16 protein-coding genes and 1 pseudogene are annotated in these 16787 nt (G+C 69.1%); 11 read left to right on the forward strand and 6 right to left on the reverse strand.

Translation table 11 applies throughout. The annotated features are described in order from the left end of the window. Positions 1-5: 5 nt before the first annotated feature. From ruvA to H0E84_RS19545, 3 genes are all read right to left on the reverse strand, one after another. The gene (ruvA, locus tag H0E84_RS19535; RefSeq protein WP_180680332.1) at positions 6-596 is read right to left on the reverse strand and encodes a Holliday junction branch migration protein RuvA; all 591 of its coding nucleotides are present in this window, start codon (positions 594-596) and stop codon (positions 6-8) included. A gap of 145 nt (positions 597-741) precedes the next feature. Beyond that, positions 742-1251 (reverse strand): crossover junction endodeoxyribonuclease RuvC, encoded by a 510-nt coding sequence (gene ruvC / locus H0E84_RS19540; protein ID WP_257644321.1) that lies wholly within the window; start codon positions 1249-1251, stop codon positions 742-744. A 192-nt stretch (positions 1252-1443) separates the two neighbouring features. After that, complete coding sequence (locus H0E84_RS19545) at positions 1444-2184, reverse strand: YebC/PmpR family DNA-binding transcriptional regulator (protein WP_180680334.1); 741 nt, start codon at positions 2182-2184, stop codon at positions 1444-1446. Between the two features lie 171 nt (positions 2185-2355). Here H0E84_RS19545 and H0E84_RS19550 point away from each other — a divergent pair, with 171 nt between their 5' ends. Continuing rightward, positions 2356-3357: a TolB family protein gene (locus H0E84_RS19550; protein ID WP_180680335.1), complete on the forward strand. Its 1002-nt coding sequence runs from the start codon at positions 2356-2358 to the stop codon at positions 3355-3357. A gap of 27 nt (positions 3358-3384) precedes the next feature. Here H0E84_RS19550 and H0E84_RS19555 read toward each other — a convergent pair whose 3' ends face one another. Together H0E84_RS19555 and H0E84_RS19560 are read right to left on the reverse strand one after the other, a co-directional pair. Next, complete coding sequence (locus H0E84_RS19555) at positions 3385-3987, reverse strand: esterase/lipase family protein (protein WP_180680392.1); 603 nt, start codon at positions 3985-3987, stop codon at positions 3385-3387. A gap of 118 nt (positions 3988-4105) precedes the next feature. Next, a complete protein-coding gene (locus H0E84_RS19560; RefSeq protein ID WP_180680336.1) occupies positions 4106-4342 on the reverse strand; it encodes a DUF6289 family protein in 237 nt (78 codons plus the stop codon). A gap of 211 nt (positions 4343-4553) precedes the next feature. Here H0E84_RS19560 and H0E84_RS19565 point away from each other — a divergent pair, with 211 nt between their 5' ends. From H0E84_RS19565 to H0E84_RS19595, 7 genes are all read left to right on the forward strand, one after another. Beyond that, positions 4554-6650 (forward strand): type VI secretion system Vgr family protein, encoded by a 2097-nt coding sequence (locus H0E84_RS19565; RefSeq protein WP_180680337.1) that lies wholly within the window; start codon positions 4554-4556, stop codon positions 6648-6650. A gap of 10 nt (positions 6651-6660) precedes the next feature. Beyond that, positions 6661-7212: a DUF4123 domain-containing protein gene (locus tag H0E84_RS19570; RefSeq protein ID WP_180680338.1), complete on the forward strand. Its 552-nt coding sequence runs from the start codon at positions 6661-6663 to the stop codon at positions 7210-7212. Positions 7213-7259: 47 nt separating this feature from the next. After that, positions 7260-8036 (forward strand): hypothetical protein, encoded by a 777-nt coding sequence (locus H0E84_RS19575; RefSeq protein ID WP_180680339.1) that lies wholly within the window; start codon positions 7260-7262, stop codon positions 8034-8036. 225 nt (positions 8037-8261) lie between these two features. Beyond that, positions 8262-9074 (forward strand): zinc metalloprotease, encoded by an 813-nt coding sequence (locus H0E84_RS19580; RefSeq protein ID WP_180680340.1) that lies wholly within the window; start codon positions 8262-8264, stop codon positions 9072-9074. A gap of 74 nt (positions 9075-9148) precedes the next feature. After that, a complete protein-coding gene (locus H0E84_RS19585; protein WP_180680341.1) occupies positions 9149-9979 on the forward strand; it encodes a hypothetical protein in 831 nt (276 codons plus the stop codon). Positions 9980-10109: 130 nt separating this feature from the next. Then, positions 10110-11447, forward strand: coding sequence for a glycoside hydrolase family 19 protein (locus H0E84_RS19590; protein WP_180680342.1), 1338 nt, complete (start codon positions 10110-10112; stop codon positions 11445-11447). Continuing rightward, positions 11444-11998 (forward strand): hypothetical protein, encoded by a 555-nt coding sequence (locus tag H0E84_RS19595; protein WP_180680343.1) that lies wholly within the window; start codon positions 11444-11446, stop codon positions 11996-11998. The genes H0E84_RS19590 and H0E84_RS19595 overlap by 4 nt, the downstream gene beginning before the upstream one ends. Positions 11999-12181: 183 nt before the next feature. Here H0E84_RS19595 and H0E84_RS19600 read toward each other — a convergent pair. Further along, a pseudogene (locus tag H0E84_RS19600) lies at positions 12182-12466 on the reverse strand (PAAR domain-containing protein); the annotation flags it as partial. Between the two features lie 286 nt (positions 12467-12752). Here H0E84_RS19600 and H0E84_RS19605 point away from each other — a divergent pair. The 3 genes from H0E84_RS19605 to H0E84_RS20705 all read left to right on the forward strand — a co-directional run bounded on the left by H0E84_RS19605 (position 12753) and on the right by H0E84_RS20705 (position 16601). Then, positions 12753-14084: a sensor histidine kinase gene (locus H0E84_RS19605; protein ID WP_180680345.1), complete on the forward strand. Its 1332-nt coding sequence runs from the start codon at positions 12753-12755 to the stop codon at positions 14082-14084. A 135-nt stretch (positions 14085-14219) separates the two neighbouring features. Beyond that, positions 14220-14783, forward strand: coding sequence for an OmpA family protein (locus H0E84_RS19610; RefSeq protein WP_180680346.1), 564 nt, complete (start codon positions 14220-14222; stop codon positions 14781-14783). A 63-nt stretch (positions 14784-14846) separates the two neighbouring features. Continuing rightward, the gene (locus tag H0E84_RS20705; protein WP_219339849.1) at positions 14847-16601 is read left to right on the forward strand and encodes an MltA domain-containing protein; all 1755 of its coding nucleotides are present in this window, start codon (positions 14847-14849) and stop codon (positions 16599-16601) included. The last annotated feature ends 186 nt before the right edge of the window (positions 16602-16787 follow it).

The following is a 16787-nucleotide window of genomic DNA, read 5'->3' on the forward strand; positions in this document are numbered from 1 at the left end:
GGCTGTCAGCGAAGCGCGGACTTTAACGCTTTTCGGATGATGATTTCAGCGCTGTCGCCGTCCGCGGCCGCGGATTTGGCCATTTTCTGCGCCTCGGCTGGCTTGTAGCCGAGCTGCTGCAGGGCGATCGTCGCCTCCGACAGCGGATCGGAGGCGATTGTCCCGGTGGACATCGCGCCGCCGGCGCCGGCCAGGTCGGCGGCGCGGTCGCGCAGTTCCACCACCATGCGTTCGGCGGTCTTCTTGCCGATCCCCGGCACCCGCGTCAGCGCGGTCACGTCGCCGGCCTGCACCAGCCGCGCGAACTCGTCCACCGATACGCCGGACAGCACCGCCAGCGCGATCTTCGCGCCGATCCCGCTGACCCGCTGGACGTCGCGGAAAAGGCGCCGCTCGGATTCGTGCAGGAAGCCGTACAGCGACACCGAATCCTCCTTCTGCGCGTAGTGGGTGTACAGCGACACCTCGCTGCCGGGCTGCGGCAGGTCGTAGAAGGTGCTCATCGGCGCCTCGAGCTCGTAGCCGACGCCGTGCACGTCGACGACCAGCCAGGGCGGCTGCTTGTGGATCAGGGTGCCGCGCAGACGTCCGATCATGGGTGGACCCTCCGGGTCCGGGAATGGGGAGTCGGGAATGGGGAATCGGAAAAGCGGTTCGCGTTCCCCGCACCTCGATGCACGGCTGTCCTGGCCGCTCGGCCTTCTGCATTTGCCATTCCCGACTCCCGATTCCCGATTCCCGTCACTTGCGCCCCCAGGCTTCGCGCGCGCTCACGCCCAGTCGTCCGGCGCTGGCGCGCACGTGCGCATGGGTGATCGCGGCGGCCAGCGCGTCGGCGGCGTCGGCCTGCAGTTTGCCCTGCAGGTTCAGCAGGATCCCGACCATGTGCTGGATCTGCGCCTTGTCGGCGCCGCCGCGGCCGACCACCGCCAGCTTGATCTCCTTGGCGGCGTACTCGTGCACCGGCAGGTCGCGCATCACCACCGCGCAGATCGCCGCGCCGCGGGCGTGGCCGAGCTTGAGCGCGGAATCGGGATTCTTCGCCATGAACACCTGCTCGATGGAGACCTCGTCCGGCCGGTAGCGGTCGAGCAGCTCGCCCAGGCCGTCGAGCAGCAGCCGCAGCCGCCCCGGGAAGTCCTTCGCCGCCAGCAGCTGCACCGGCGCATGGAAGACATGCGTGGCGCGGCCGCCGGCATCGACGTCGATGATCCCCACGCCGGTACGCTGCGAGCCCGGGTCGATGCCCATGATCCGCACCGAAGCGCCGGAGCAAACGTCCGGGGACTGCCGCGATTGGAAAGTTCCGGGTGGGGGGGCGTGCATCACGCGGCGTCGACCAGCGGTGGTGACGGACACCCGTGGGTCGGTTCGGCGAACCCGGCATCGGACGCGGGCTCCCGCTTCTGCGATTCCCGATTCCCGATTCCCGATTCCCTACCCTCACGCATACGCATCCTCGCCGAGCTCGGCGTTCGAGTACACGTCCTGCACGTCGTCCAGGTCCTCCAGCCAGTCCAGCAGCCTGGCCACCTGCTGCGCGGTCTCGCCCTCCACCGACACATCGTTGTCGGCGCGCCAGGTCACCTCGGCCCGGTCGGCGCCCAACCCGGCGGCGGCCATCGCGTCGCGCACCATCTCGAACGCGTCCGGTATGGTGAGCACGTCGATCGCGCCGTCCTCCGGATAGACCACCACGTCGTCGGCGCCCGCCTCGATCGCGGCCTCGGTCACCCGCTCCTCGTCGGCGCCGGGGGCGAAGCTCAGCACCCCGAGCTTGCGGAACATGAAGGCCACCGACCCGTCGGTGCCGAGGTTGCCGCCGAACTTGCTGAAGGCGTGGCGCACGTCGGCGACGGTGCGCACCTTGTTGTCGGTGAGGCAGTCGACGAGCACCGCCACCCCGCCCGGGGCATAGCCCTCGTAGCGGATCTCCTCGTAGCTCACGCCCTCCAGCTCCCCGGTGGCCTTCTTGATCGCGCGCTCGACCACGTCCTTGGTCATGTTGGCGCCGAGCGCCTTGTCGATCGCCGTGCGCAGGCGCGGATTGCCCGCCGGGTCACCGCCGCCGCTGCGCGCAGCCACCGAGATCTCGCGGATCAGCTTGGTGAAGACCTTGCCCCGCTTGGCGTCCTGGGCGTTCTTGCGGTGCTGGATGTTGGCCCACTTGGAATGACCTGCCATGCGCGAATCGTCTAGCCGGGAACCGGCGCAGATTATAGGCGTTCCGGCCCGGCGCCCGGGCCCTGCCGGCGCGGCGCCGCTACTTTCGACACTGGTTGCCATGCCCGCCGACCGCCATTCTCGGCCGTTCCCACCTCTTATCCGTGGGCGATGCCGCCCGGAGCGAAGCCGATGACCGCTATTTCTTTTCGTCCCACAGGGCCGCGCCTGCCGCGCGCCATCCTCGCCTGCTGCCTGCTGCTGGCCGCCGGCAAGGGCTTCGCCGGCGAGCTGTTCGCCCCGGGCGTCGTCTCCGGCCCGTTCAACGAGACCTCGGCGGCATTCACGCCGGAAGGCGATACGGTCTACTTCACGCGCGGGGACTTCGCCTCCAGCCAGACCACCATCCTCTCCGCCAGGCGGCTGCGGGACGGCTACGGCGAGGTCCGCGTGGCCCCGTTCTCCGGCATGTGGAAGGATTCCGAGCCGCACGTGTCCCCGGACGGGAAACGCCTGTTCTTCGTCTCCAACCGCCCGGCCACCGACGGGGGCGCCAGCCTGACCGCGACCATGAACGGCCAGACGTTTCCCGGCGCCAACATCTGGTACGTCGACAGGAACGACGCCGGCTGGGGGGAACCGGTGCGGATCGACGCCGAGCTCAACCGGGTGCCGATGGTCTTCAATCCCTCGGTCGCCGCCAACGGCAATCTGTACTTCTCCGCGCACCGCGAGGACGCCGGCCGGGCCTACCAGATCTACATGGCGCCGTGGACCGGCGACGGATACGGCGCGCCGCAGCGGCTCGAGATCGGTGTCGGGCTCGAGGGCAACCACATGGATCCGGCGATCGACCCCCGCGAACGCTTCCTGTTGTTCGCCGGCAACGAAGGCGATTCGCTCGGCTCGGCGGACATCTATATCGTCTTTCGCGACGACGACGGCGGCTGGGGAGCCCCGATCCATCTCGGACCCGAGATCAACACCCGCTATCTCGAGAATGCGCCGGCCATCGGGCGCGATTTCGGCGAGATCTTCGTCACCAGCATGCGCCCCGCACCCGCGACGTATCCCACGCCCCGCCGCGACCTGGCCGGACTGCAGCGCAGCCTCGAGGATCCTCTGAACGGCTCGCGCAATCTCTGGCGCTTCGACATCTCCGGCCTGCTGCGCGAGCACGGCATCGGCAGCTGAGCGCGGGCAGCACCGCGCGAGGCGGGCCTAGGCCCGGAACCGGCCCTCGCGCAGGAAGGCCGCGGTCTGCCCGACAGCCGGGCGCGAGAACAGCAGGCCGCTGTGGCTGGCGTCGACGACGACGTGGTCGGCCAGGGCCGGGAGCCGGGTCTCGGCCACCGCCACCGTGCCGTCGTGGGGACCGTCGAACCGCGCCAGCAGCGCGCCGAGCCCGCGCGGCACCCGGCCGGCGATCATCCCGACCTCGACCTGCGCCGGCCACGTCGCGCAGCCGCGGCGCAGGATCGCGCCGCTGCGGCCCATGTAGAGCGCGGTCAACGCACGGCGCGACAGCGCCGAGGCCGCGCCGCTGCCGCAGACCGGCGCCCCCAGGCACACCACCCGCCGCACCGGCAGGCCGGGAATGGTGGCCAGCGCATCCAGCGCCAGCATCCCGCCAAGGCTGTGCCCGACCAGATGCGCCGGCGGCCCGGCGCGCAGGCACGCGGCCAGGCGGGCGGCGGCGGCCTCCGGGCGGCCGACGATGCTGCGGTAGCCGAAGATCGCGGGCGCGTAGCCAAGCTCGCTCAGGCGCCGCGCGAACCAGAGCATCGCCGCGCCCGGCATCCACAGGCCGTGGAGCAGGATCACCCGCTCCCGGCCTTCGCGGCCGGGCCGGCTGGCTGGTTGGTGCGGCACGCGGACGTCCTCCTGTCGGGTTGCCGGCGAAAACGAAAGGGGCGGCCTGCGGCCGCCCCGGTGCGCCACTTCAGTGGCAAGGATAGATGACCATGGCGCGCGGCGGCCCGGCGTCGCCCCAGGTCGCGATATAGCCATCGCACTCGATGCGGCCGCCGCCGATGGCGTTGCCGTTGCTATCGTACTTGGTCCATTCGGCCCATTCCTGGCCGAGGATCGGGTAGCGCGCCAACGCGGTCCCGGCCACGAACAGCACGGCGGCGGTGACGGCGAGCGCGAGCAGGGTCCTGCGGATGCGGGTTGTCATGACGTCTTCTCCTTGTCGGCGGATCCCCCGCGACAGGCTAGCGCGGCGCGGCGGCCGCGCGGACGCATGAATAGCGACGCGGTTCAAGCTTTGCGCTTCCGGCAACCCTAGCCCGTATGGACTAGGCCATCTCGACGATGGGAACCCGGACACGTCCCGCGCACGATATCCGGCGACGCGACTCGCGCCGCGCACCGCCCCGATCATCGAGATGCCGCTTTCCACCGGACACCGCATGTTCGTCCTCGACACGCCGCTCGGCGAGGACGCGCTGCTGATTCACGAGATGGAAGGCGGCGAGTCGCTGTCCAGGCCCTATGCATTCAAGTTCAAGCTGGTCTCGGACCGCGCCGACGTCCGGCCCGACGAACTGATCGGCAAGCGGGCGACGCTGCGGGTGGAGACCTGGGACGGCGACCGGTTCTGGACCGGCATCGTCTCCCGCTTCGTCCGCACCGGCAGGATGCGCGCGGCCGAAGGCGCGGAGGGCGAGCTGTTCGGCTACGAATGCGACCTGGTGCCCTGGCTGTGGCAGCTGCTGCAGCACGAGGACTCGCGCATCTTCCAGGAAAGCTCGATCCCCGAGATCGTCGAGGCGATCTTCGCCGACTTCGGCTTCAGCGACTACGAGCTGCAGCTCTCCGGCGAGCACCCGCCCCTGACCTACTGCGTGCAGTACCGGGAGACCAACTACGACTTCGTCTCCCGCCTGCTGGAGCGCGCCGGCATCTACTACTTCTTCCGCCACGAGCCGGCAGCCGAGCAGCTGATCCTCACCGACAATCGCGACCACAATCCGCAGCTGGACCCGGCCGAGCTGCCCTTCCACGACGAGGCGCGGGCCGAAGACTACGACAGCATCACCCGGCTGATGCGGCGCGAGCAGACCCACACCGGCCGCTTCGTCCTGCGCGACTACGATTTCGAGCGTCCCGGCCCGGGCACCGAGCTCGAGGTGACCGTCGATACGATCGTGCAGCTGCCCGAGATCGCCAATCACGAACGCTTCGTGCATCCGGGCGGCTACGTGGAGCGCGGGCGCGGCGAGGCGCTCGCGCGGGTGATGATGGAGGCGGAGGAAGCCGGCCACGAGACGCTGGACGGCGAGAGCCGCGTGCGCATCCTCAGCGCGGGCCACAGGTTCGTCCTGATCGACCACGTGGACGACACGTTCAACACCGAGTACCTGCTCACCTCGGTGCGGCACAACGGCACCAACAACCTCGGCATGGGCCGCCCGAGCGGCTACCAGAACAGCTTCTCCTGCATCCCGCACGCCGTGCAGTACCGCTCGCCGCTCGCCACGCCCCGCGCGCGCGCGCATGGGCCGCAGACCGCCGTCGTGGTCGGCCCGGCCGGCGAGGAGATCCACACCGACAGGTACGGCCGCGTCAAGGTCAAGTTCCGCTGGGATCGTGCCCAAGGGGCCGACGACAAGAGCTCGTGCTGGCTGCGCGTGGCGCAGATGTGGGCCGGCAGGCAATGGGGCACGATGTTCGTCCCGCGCATTGGCATGGAGGTCCTGGTCGACTTCCTGGAAGGCGACCCGGACCAGCCGATCGTGGTCGGATGCCTGTACAACGGCGAGAACATGCCGCCGTACGAGTTGCCGGCCGAGGCCACCAAGTCCACGTTCAAGACCTATTCCTGCAAGGGCGGAGGCGGGTTCAACGAGCTGCGTTTCGAGGACAGGAAGGGCAGCGAGCAGCTCTTCGTCCATGCCGAGCGCAACCAGGACAACCGCGTAGAGAACGATTCGCTGGAGTGGATCGGAAAAGACCGCCACCTGATCGTCGAGGGCGATCAGCTGGAAGAGGTCGGGGGCGACAAGCACCTCGCCGTCAAGGGCGACCGCAACGAGAAGGTGGAAGGAACCGTCTCGCTGAACGCAGGCGTCGACCTCCAGCAGAAGGTCGGCGTCAAGCACGCGCTCGACGCCGGGATGGAGATCCATCTCAAGGCCGGCGTCAATCTCGTTCTGGAATCCGGGGCGAGCCTGACTCTGAAGGTCGGCAGCAACTTCATCAACCTGAATCCAGCTGGCGTGTTCATCCAGGGGACGATGGTCATGCTCAACGCCGGCGGCAGCGCCGGCAGCGGCGCCGGATGCGCGCCCACCGCCCCCAAGGCGCCCGCCGAAGCCGACAAGGCCAAGCCGGGCGAAGTCACGGAATTCGCTGCCGCCGGCTCGAGACAAACTGCCCTTGGCCCTCAGGCGGCGACGCTCACGGAAGCCGCCAAGAGCGGCGTTCCCTTCTGCGAAAAGTGCGAAGCCGCCAGGAAGGCGCGCGAAGCCGAGCAGGCCTGAGCCGACGCCGATGACCGACATTCGCCAGGGAACGATGATCGACGCGCTTTGGGCCGCCGCCCAGGGCAACGATGGTCCGCTGTACGCCGTGCTGGACGGTGCCCGCAACGACGGGATCCATGCCGCCATCCTCGAGTCGCGATGCGAATTCGAATGCCTCTACACCGGCGAACTCGCGCCCGACCTGGCACAAGCCGCACCCTATCTGGTGAAGCTCGAGCGGGACCTGCCCTTCACCGACACGCTGATGCGGAAGGGCTGGGGCGACAGCTGGGGCATCTTCCTGCGCTCGCCCGCCGCCTTCCGCGATCTGCGGCGTCACCTGCGCAAGTTCCTGATGGTCTACGACCCCGACCTGAAACCGATGTACTTCCGCTACTACGACCCGCGCGTGCTGCGGATCTTTCTGCCGACCTGCGACCAGGCCCAGCTCGCGGAATTCTTCGGGCCGGTCCAGAGCTATCTCGGCGAGGACGAGGCACCGGACAACCACGTCCTGCTGCGCTTCTCCAACGACGCGGGCACGCTCCGGCGCGAGGCGTTCCCGATCTCCCCCGCATGAGCGGATGGCGAAGGAATACTGCGATGCTCACCATGCGGAAACCACAAATGGAAGCGATCGAGAAGGCCGCGATCCGCGCCTTCGAAAACCGCACGCTCGCCCACCTTCAGGAGTACTTTCCCGGACACTGCAAACTGCTCGGCGAGGAGCAGATGCGCCGCGTCATCCAGTTCGGCTGGGACAAGGCCAGGCACTATGAACTGACCGCGGAATGCTGCGTGCGCACCTACATCGAGTTCATGTGCCTGCTTGGCGGACGCTTCGACACCAATCCCCTGATGCCCTGGGCCGCCGAGATCCTCAACGACAGGAGCTCCGGGGATCAGATCGCGCGCGGCGACCGTCTCTACGACCGCGCACACGAGTACATCCGTCACCTGGTGCCGGACTACCGCGATGCCCGGGGCGAGCCCATCACCGCCAGATTCGTTGCCGACTTGCAGCAGCTGCGCACCGCGCCCGACACGCCGATACCCACGAGCGCCCTGCCCGTCTTCGCCGGCCAGCTGAAAGCCCGGCTGAAGAAAGTCTTCCCCGCCAAGTTCGACTACGTCGGCGAGGACAACGTAACCTCCCTCGTCGCCAACGGCATCGGCGACGCCGCCCGCTACGACATCACCGGCGAGCGCGGCCTGACCCTGTTCATCACGCTGGCGTTCGTGCTCGGTCCCGGATTCGTCGACGACCCCCTGATGCCCTGGGCATCGACGACCCTCAACGACAAGAGAATCAACACCCAGAAAAGGCGCGTCGACAAGCTCTACATCAAGGCGATCGGCGTGCTGCGTCGCTGGTGGGAGACGCCGCACGAAGCGGGCGTTTGAGTCATGTGCTGGAACAGCCCGACACCGGCGCCAAGTCAAAGCGGAGCCGCAAACTGCCCGCCGGGCAGTACCACGCCTTGTCCACTCCAATGCCGATGCGGCACTACCAGCTGGCTCGACACCGAGGTCTATTGCGGCGATGAAGCCAGACTACGGGCCGAATACTCCGGCGAATGCGCCGGCGACTCTGCGACCATCGAGATCCTGCACCCGTCCAATGGCAGCGTGATAGACACGATCACCGCCCCCCTCGCAGGGGGTCGCGTGGAAGCCGTATGGATGGCCAAAGCGCAAACGGCCAACTGGCGCACCGACGAAATCCGGTTCCGCGTAACCGCAGCGGGGATCGCTTGCGAATCATCCAACGCCCTGAAATTCCGTCAGCGTCCTACCACGTCATGGGAGCTCAAGAACGTAACCCATCCTTCCGGCGGAGGCTTCGCCCCATCCCACGAAAAGCACGATGTGCGCCTGGAGCGCAACCGGGTCCACTTTTCCCTGAAGCTTCGCACGCATGGCGATCCTTTCGACGCGACGAAACAGACCGCCGCAAAGAATCTGATCGAGGGCGTATGGAACAACGGATTCTCCGGCAAGAAGTTTCATCGCGCAGCGTGCGGCCGCGGAAACACCTGCGACTGCTCATTCGATTGCTGCAAGGTCGACTTCCGTCTAGACGTTAATTTCGTGACCTCCGGAGAGCATCTGGCGGTCCAGGTCTTCGCGACGGCACCGGGCGACCCAGCTCACCGCAGCAGCATGAATGGCGACGGCGGACAATGGGGCGACCCGGCGATGACTCCCGCCACCACCTATGCACATGAAACGGGCCATGTCCTCGGGCAGCATGACGAGTATTCCAGCGGCGCTACCGACCCAACCTCGCCGCCGGCACAACCCGCCAACGCCACCACCCCCAATCTCATGTCGACCCCGGGCAACACGACCCTGCTGAACCGTCACTACCGCTATGCACTGGCGTATCTCAACAGCAAAGCCGACGGCGACGCATACGAAACGATCCCGCCTGGAGAATAGGCATGCGGCTCGCTACCAGGTTCCTCCTCTTGATCGCAGCCTCTGGCATCTTCGCCTGCAACGGAAACCCCGTCATGACGTACGAGCAGATCGAATACGTTTCCAGCGACCTCCCCGGCATGCCGCAGGTGCTTGTCGTCAACGCTGACGGACGTGCGCGCTATTCATCGCACAGCAACGCATCCGATCCGGAAAGGCCGGAGATCGGCAGATACGAAGCCAGACTCACCGCCGCCCAGATCGAGGCCCTGTTTGCCACCTTCGAGGCAGCCAATCCGAAAACGCTCGTTGATCATTGGGGAGAGGTCCATTCCGGCGAGGACCACCGAAGAATCCGAATTACCACGACGGAAGGCGTGATCGAGAAGCTCGTCGCTCTTCGGCTCCCCGTGAGCGCCGGAATGCAAACGCTGATCGACGCGCTCGACAGGGTCGTGAAACTGGCCAAGTCATCGCCGCAGAAGGTCCTGCAGCTCGACCTCGGCCCCAGCGATGTCGATGCCGGAGGTCGATTCACGCTCGCTCTCTCGCTCAGGAACAGCGGCACGGAACCCATCTCCTTCAACAACCCCGTCGTCGCAGAAACGGAAAGCGATGGCCGAATCGAGATTCAGGCATGGCCGGACAGGGATGTCTCCGCGCTTCGCCAGGACGACCTCTTGGCTGTCGCGATCGACGGGATCGAGTCGACCGAGACGGCCGGACAGAATGCAGCAGCGTCCAGAACGCTGAACCTTGCGCCAGGATCGGCCGTCGCTTTCAGGATTCTCGGCGCATTTCCGTTCGAGGATCCCGGCGACTATCTATTTCGCGTTTCGTACACGAGCTATGCCGATGCGGCCGATGTTCAATCGAGTATCCGTGGCCGGATAGATTCCAGAAGGGTGGCCGTCCGGAAACCCTGATACCCCGCAATCACGCAAGAGTACGAGTGACGGTATGTGCTGGAACAGCAGGACTCTCCCCCCGAGTCGGAGCCCAACCGGGAATTTCCCGCCCGGCTGCACCGCGCCGTGTCCGCTGCAATGCCCATCCATGGAAATCGAGATCAACGACACGCCGGAAACGAGCGACGACCATATCCCCCTTCATTCCGACCAGGCGCGTCCGGAGGTTCCGTGTCGCATACGCGCCACCTCGCAGGCGACCGGCGCCCAGGCGGTCCTCTCGAACCCCGATGGGCGGGTTCGGTTTCCCGGCGCGACGCAGGAGACGGTCAGTGTCTCTCTGCCCGACGACGGATCCTGGGCCGCATTCAGCCTTTCTGGCGAGATCGCCAGCGCCGCTGCCGGCGACGCCGTGATCGAGGCGCGGTGCGCCCAGGGGGGAAGTCCCGTGAAGGCGCAGGCCGCCGTGACGGTCTGCGCACTCTCGATCACCTCGGAGACGGAGCAAACCGTCTCCCCCGCCGCGTCGGCGGCGGCATCGGATGTAGCCAACGACCGCGCCCGCACGCGCCTGGGGGTCGAGGAAGTCGTCGCGCTCAGGGCCACCGGGGCCCTGGGCGATGTGAACTGGGAGATTCTCGAAGGCGGCGGAGCCTTGAGTGCCGAGTCGGGTGCAGAGACTGCCTATACGGCTCCCGACCTCGAACGGAACCAGAACGTCCGCATCCGGGCGACCGACGCGGCGGGTTGCAAGAAGATCATCGAGTTCGATGTGGATTGCAACTACGTGGTGGCGCGCGCCCGCATCGCCGAAATCTTCTCCACCGCGCCCCAGGCGCGGGTCAACGAAATCACCGATGCGTTCAACGAGTTCTATGAAGACTTCGGGATCGACGACTGCCTGCGCCGGGCCCACTTCTTCGCACAGGTGGTCACCGAAGTCGGTGCCGGCGGCAACCCCAGGCGCGAGAACCTGAACTACACGCCCGATCGGCTGGTCGCCATTTTCGGCTACTACGCCGCCCATCCCGCCGACGCCCAGGCGCACGGCCGTACGGCGGCCCATCCCGCCGACCAGGAAGCCATCGCCAACAACGCCTATGCCAATCGTATCGGCAACGGCAACGCCGCCAGCGGCGACGGCTGGGCCTTCCGGGGGCGCGGCTACATCCAGCTCACGGGCCGAGCCAACTACCAGGCCATCCAGAACGAGATCGATGGCGTCTCGCCGGGCTCCGGCATCGACATCGTGGCCAACCCGGATGCCGCGATCACCATCCGCGGGGGCATGCTCACCGCCATGGCCTTCTGGTCGCGCAACAACATCAACAACGCCGCAGATGGGGGCACCGCGGACGCTGACATCAACGGCGTCAGTACGATCATCAACGCCCACGGCAATCACGCAGAGCGGCGCCAGAACTTCCGCAACACGGCCGAACCGGCTTTCCATGTCGCCGACTGCCCCAGAGTAGCCGCACCATGAACGGACGCCTCGCTCTCACGGCCATGATGCTTCTGGCCGCAGCTTGTGGCCGCGGCCCGGACTCGCCGACGCAAGCAGAAGCGGAAAAGCCGGTCCGCTCCATCTCGAGCGAGCCAACGGACGCCCAGGCCGCCACACCCGGTCATTCGAACCAGCGTGTGGCGCTTGCCTCGGGAGAGGTGCTGGAAGTGGCGGACGGCGTTGCCGTCCTGCGCGGCCCCGACGGCGCGAAGCTTGCGGAAAACGCTCGCGTCATCCGCCGCCCGGATCCTGGCGGCGCCTGCCTCGCCGACGGCTTCCGCGCTGCCGAAGCAGCGAGCGAGGGCTTCGTTCTGCGCAACCAGCTCTGCTCCGGCTGGTTCTTCATCGAGGAGGTCATGACCTTCGCCCCTTCCGGCGACGGCTATGTGCTCGTGCGCTTCTCCGCGACCTACCTAGATCGCCGCACCGCGGAACCCGACGGCGCTCCGCGCGTTCTGACCGAGTCCGAGCTCGGGCATCGCCGGTTTCAAGACCTGGACCCAGACGATCTCTACTCTCAATTCGACTGACAACCCGGACAGAACCGCCGATGGGCATCCGTTCAACGCCAGCCCTCACCCGCTCTGCGCATTGTCCGCGCGAAACTTCTCCAGGTCCTCCGGCGAGTTCCCCGCCTGCATGAACGCGACCTCTTCGGGGCTGAGATCGTCGGGCGGCGGTGGCGGCGGCGGCGGCGCGGGTGGCGCCGGGCCGCCGATCAGGACGGTGGGGCATCCGGCGACGATCACGCCGCCGTGGGCGGTGAGGTCGGTGACCCGGGCAGCCGGCATGCCGCCGATCAGCACCGTGGCGGAGCCGGTGGCGATCACGTCCGGTCCTCCGGCACAGGTCGCCGGATCGCCCACCCGCGCCGCAGGGAGACCGCCGATCAGCACCGTCGGCGCACAAGGAGGCAGGATCGGGCCGCCGACGTGGGGCACCACGCCCGACCACATCGGGCAGACGTGCATGTCGGTGAGTCTTGCCGCAGGCAGCATCTCCGTCTCCTTGCCGAACGTCGCCGGCGGCCCGAGGCCGCCCTCACGAGGGGAACGCCCCGGATTCTCCGCCGCAATGCCCGCGCTGGCGATAGGCAATTCGCCATAGCTGCCGGCCTCCGCGGCATCCCCCCTTGCGCCTAGCGCGCACGGGCTATCGAAGCGCCTGCGCGCTTGGCGTACAGATGCATTCATAACGTCAAAAAGGCCCGCACTGCAGAGCCGCCGGAGGTCCGATGCCGCTTCTCCAATCCTCGATGGACCGCGCAGGGACGCCGCGTCTTGCATGCCCCCGCGCACGCGTCTGAACCTGCGCCGCTGGCTGCAGGACGCATCGCGCGCACGCCTGTGGGCGATCGCCGGCGGCCTCGCGCTGGCGGCGCTGCTGCTCAGCGCCGAGCGCTCGTCCATCCTGGAGCGCGACGACGGCGGCCGCGACCTCGCGACCGCCGCGGCCACGGCGATCGCGGCTGGCGCACCCGGCGACGAGCCGGGTACGCCGCTGCCGGCCAGCGCGCGCGCGCAGGCGGAGACGCGAGCAGCGCTGCCGGCGCCGGGCGGCGATGCGATCGCGCGTGCACGGGAGCACCGCCGCATCTGGGTGCAAGGCGTGATCGCGGCGCTGGCGCTGCTGCTGTTGTGCGGACTCTACGACGCGTCGCGCCGCCCGCGGGGAGGCCGTTCCGGTCCTTCCGGCACGCCGCCCGGCGACACCGATGCGGCGTCGCTGCCGCAGGCGGGTGCCGGATCGCCACGCCAATCCGACATGCTGATGCTGGCCGGCAGCCGCATGCGGCAACCCCTGCACGCCCTCAGCCTGTTCGCCGGCAGCCTCGACCGCGACGCCTTGCCGGCGCAGCGCCAGGCCCTGCGCGGCCTCGAAGCGAGCGTACGGGAGATCGCCGGCGTGATCGATGAAGTGGAGCAGATCTCGCGCCTGCTGCGCCACGAGGCCCCGATCGCGCGGGCCGCGCTGCCGGTCGGCGAGGCCTTCGACCGGCTGCGCCCCCTGGCAGTGCGCGTGGCGCGCGACCACGGTATCGACGTGCACTGGCGTGCGGGCCGATTGCAGGTGCACAGCGATCCCGCACTGGCGTGCATGCTGCTGCGCGCACTGGTCGGACATGCCGTCCGACACGCGCGGCATCGCGTGCTCGTCGCGGCGCGGCCCGCGTCGGGGCGCGTCCACGTCCAGGTCCGCGACGACGGCGTCGCCCTCGAGCTTGCCGGCGTCGCTTCGCCGCTGGAAGCGCTGCTGCAGCGCGCGCAGGAGGGCGACGACCGCGATGCCGGCCTGGAGCTGGCCGTCGGCGCCGGCATCGTCGACGTACTGGGTCTCGAGATCCGGGCGCGCTCGGCGCGGGAGTACGGCAACACGGTGACGGTCGATTTTCCGCGTGCGGGCGCAACGGCCGCGACGCGACCCGACGACGCCACGGCGCTGTCGCTGGCGTTGCTGGAGTCCGAGGCTCGACAGGGGCGCAGGACCCAGTCGCGGCTGCCCGATGCTCCGAAGGCGGCCCGGGCGGGCGATGCGCGGTCCGGACACGGGCACGCCGCCCCCGCGCCGGAGCACGCCGCTCCGGTCCCGGGAAGCGCGGGCACGCGCAGGCCCTGAGTCACCGCCCACCCGTGGACCTGCTGATCGGCATAGAGCGTGCGTCGTATCGAAATCCCGGCGGGCTGCAGCCACACTCTTGCCGTGAGAAGCCCGGCCCGGCGCGGGCCCGGCCACAGAGACCGGAGACCGGAAATGAACCGCAAGCCCGTATCCGTGCGCGTCGTATTGGCGACCGCGCTCCTGGCGCTGTCGGCCACCGCCGCGGCGCAGACCCACTACGGCGAGAAGCAGCCGTCGGTGGACGACATCATCAAGGACCTCGGCGCCGCCGGCGCCCAGGACGCGCCGGCGCCGGGGACGCGCGCATTGCGGCCCGGCGCCGCCGTCTCCGCGACCAGCGCGGCGGAGCCGCCGGCGACCGCGTCGATTTCGATGCAGATCCATTTCGGCTTCAACTCCGACGCCATCTCGCCCGGGTCGGAGGCGACGGTGAACAATCTGGCGCTGGCGATGAAATCGCCGGAACTGGCCACCCGCCGCTTCACCATCGTCGGCCATACCGACGGCGTGGGCTCGGCGGAGTACAACCAGCGCCTGTCGGAGCGCCGCGCCGCATCGGTCAGGCGCTACCTGATCGACAGCGGCGTGCCCGGGGATCGCCTGCAGACCAGCGGGCGCGGCAAGAGCCAGCTGCTCAACAGCGCCGACCCCAACGCCGCCGAGAACCGCCGGGTCGAGGTGCAGGCCAGCGGCTGATCCGCAATGCGCCTGCGCGGGCGCATGCCCGCGGGCCGTCCGGACCGCTACGCGAGGCCCCCAATGGACAATCCCGCTTCCGTCTCCGTTGCGACCGCCGCCGGGCGTACCGCCCGTCTCCGCATCGCCCTGATCGCCGCCATGTGGCCGCTGCTGGCCGCGCCGGCGGCGGCCCAGGACGGCGGTTCCGACCTGGGCCGCCCATTCGCCACCCGCCACGCGGTCTTCGAGCCGATCGGCTTCGGCGACCTGCCCGGCTGGAACCAGGACGCCCTGCACGAAAGCGCCGACGGCATGCGCCAGAGCTGCGCGGCGCTGCGCCGCAAGCAGGGCTGGGGCGCGGTGTGCGCCGAATTCGAGGCCGTGGACGCCACCAGCGACGCCGCACTGCGCGGTTTTTTTCAGCGTCACTTCCACGCCTATCGCATCCTCTCGCCGGCACGCCAGGCCGACGGCCTGCTCACCGGCTATTTCGAGCCGCTGCTGGAGGGCAGGCGCCACCGCGACGGCGACTTCCGCTACCCGGTCTACGGCCTTCCCGCGGACCTGTTGCTGTTCGACGCCGCCGCGCACGCCGGAGGCGCCCGGCAGTGGCTGCGCGTGCAAGGCAATCGCCTGCTCCCTGCCTCCGCTGGCGCCGCCGGTGCGCGCGAGTACGTGCTGGCGCTCGACGATGCCTCTCCCGGCATCCGCGACAAGCGGCTGCGGGTGCGCATCGACGGCGACCACGTCCGACCGTACTGGTCGCGCCAGGACATCGAACTCCGTGCGCTCGATGCGCCGGTGCTGGCCTGGGTGAGCGCGTCGGACCGGCTGTACTCGATGCAGGTGCAGGGCTCGGGCAAGATCCGTCTCGACGACGGCAGCCTGATCCGCGTCTCCTATGCCGAGCAGAACGGCCACCCGTTCCTGCCCAACATCACCCGCGGCAGCGACGCCAGCCTGGTGCTGCGCGCGATCAAGACCCGCGGCCTGAGCGCCGGCAGCGGCGGTGCGCGATCCGATCCGGCGGTGCCGGCCTCCGTCAACGATGAAGTGTCGCGGCTGATCGCGCTGTTCCAAGGCCGGGGCGGCAGCACCCCGCCGCCGGCATCGGCACCGTCTTCGCCCCCTCGCCCGTCGTCGGCCGCGCGCCCCGGCACGGCGCCGTCGGCGCGTCCCAAGGCCGCAGCCGCAAGCTCGGGCAACGATGCGGAAGTCGCTGCGATCATCGCTGCGCTGACGGGCGGGGGGGCCGCGCCGGCGCCGGCATCGCGCCCTGCTCCGGTCCCGGCCCCATCGCCGGAAGGGTCCACCGCCGCCGCGACGCCCGTATCGCCATCGTCCGCCGCACAGGCGCCCTCTGGTAGCGCCGGCGCCGGCCCGACCGCGCTGACGAACATTCCGGATCCGAGCTACGTGTTCTTCCGCGGCGGCGGCGACGGCCCGCAGGGGCCGGTGGGCGCATTGGGCGTGCCCCTGACCGCCACGCGCTCGCTGGCCGTGGATCCGCGTTCCACCCCGCTCGGCTCGCCGGTCTTCATCTCCACCACGGACCCGGCCGGCGGCGGCCCGATGCGGCGGCTGATGTTCGCCCAGGACACCGGCGGCGCCATCCGCGGCAGCGTCCGCGGCGACCTGTTCTGGGGTTTCGGCGACAGTGCCGGGCGGCTGGCGCTGGCGACCAACCAGGTCACGCAGATGTGGCTGCTGCTGCCGAAGACGCAGGCCATCTCCGCCGCGGAGGGCGCCGGCGGCCAGACGCTGCGCTCGCTGCGTTCGCGCGCATCGCTACCCGACTGCGTCATCGCCGACCCGGATCTCTGCGTAGAGGACTGAGGGCGCCGCCCGCCCGCGGCGGCGCAGCAGCCGCAGTGGCATCACGGATGAGTCGCGGTCCCGCTCCTGCGAATCCCGACGGCCGAACAGCGCGAGATCCCGTGCCGGATCGTCCTCATGGCTCCGGCGGGCACCGCGTTGCCTCCAGCAGAAGTTCGCACGGTCCGGCGTAGCGCCGGTCGTCCT

It is taken from the genome of Luteimonas salinisoli, from assembly GCF_013425525.1.
Taxonomy (GTDB): domain Bacteria; phylum Pseudomonadota; class Gammaproteobacteria; order Xanthomonadales; family Xanthomonadaceae; genus Luteimonas; species Luteimonas salinisoli.

Coding starts and splice junctions, on each gene's coding strand:
- ruvA (WP_180680332.1), bottom strand. CDS start 596: ATGATCGGACGTCTGCGCGGCACCCTGATCCACAAGCAGCCGCCCTGG.
- ruvC (WP_257644321.1), bottom strand. CDS start 1,251: ATGGGCATCGACCCGGGCTCGCAGCGTACCGGCGTGGGGATCATCGAC.
- H0E84_RS19545 (WP_180680334.1), bottom strand. CDS start 2,184: ATGGCAGGTCATTCCAAGTGGGCCAACATCCAGCACCGCAAGAACGCC.
- H0E84_RS19550 (WP_180680335.1), top strand. CDS start 2,356: ATGACCGCTATTTCTTTTCGTCCCACAGGGCCGCGCCTGCCGCGCGCC.
- H0E84_RS19560 (WP_180680336.1), bottom strand. CDS start 4,342: ATGACAACCCGCATCCGCAGGACCCTGCTCGCGCTCGCCGTCACCGCC.
- H0E84_RS19565 (WP_180680337.1), top strand. CDS start 4,554: ATGCCGCTTTCCACCGGACACCGCATGTTCGTCCTCGACACGCCGCTC.
- H0E84_RS19570 (WP_180680338.1), top strand. CDS start 6,661: ATGACCGACATTCGCCAGGGAACGATGATCGACGCGCTTTGGGCCGCC.
- H0E84_RS19575 (WP_180680339.1), top strand. CDS start 7,260: ATGGAAGCGATCGAGAAGGCCGCGATCCGCGCCTTCGAAAACCGCACG.
- H0E84_RS19585 (WP_180680341.1), top strand. CDS start 9,149: ATGACGTACGAGCAGATCGAATACGTTTCCAGCGACCTCCCCGGCATG.
- H0E84_RS19590 (WP_180680342.1), top strand. CDS start 10,110: ATGGAAATCGAGATCAACGACACGCCGGAAACGAGCGACGACCATATC.
- H0E84_RS19595 (WP_180680343.1), top strand. CDS start 11,444: ATGAACGGACGCCTCGCTCTCACGGCCATGATGCTTCTGGCCGCAGCT.
- H0E84_RS19605 (WP_180680345.1), top strand. CDS start 12,753: ATGCCCCCGCGCACGCGTCTGAACCTGCGCCGCTGGCTGCAGGACGCA.
- H0E84_RS19610 (WP_180680346.1), top strand. CDS start 14,220: ATGAACCGCAAGCCCGTATCCGTGCGCGTCGTATTGGCGACCGCGCTC.
- H0E84_RS20705 (WP_219339849.1), top strand. CDS start 14,847: ATGGACAATCCCGCTTCCGTCTCCGTTGCGACCGCCGCCGGGCGTACC.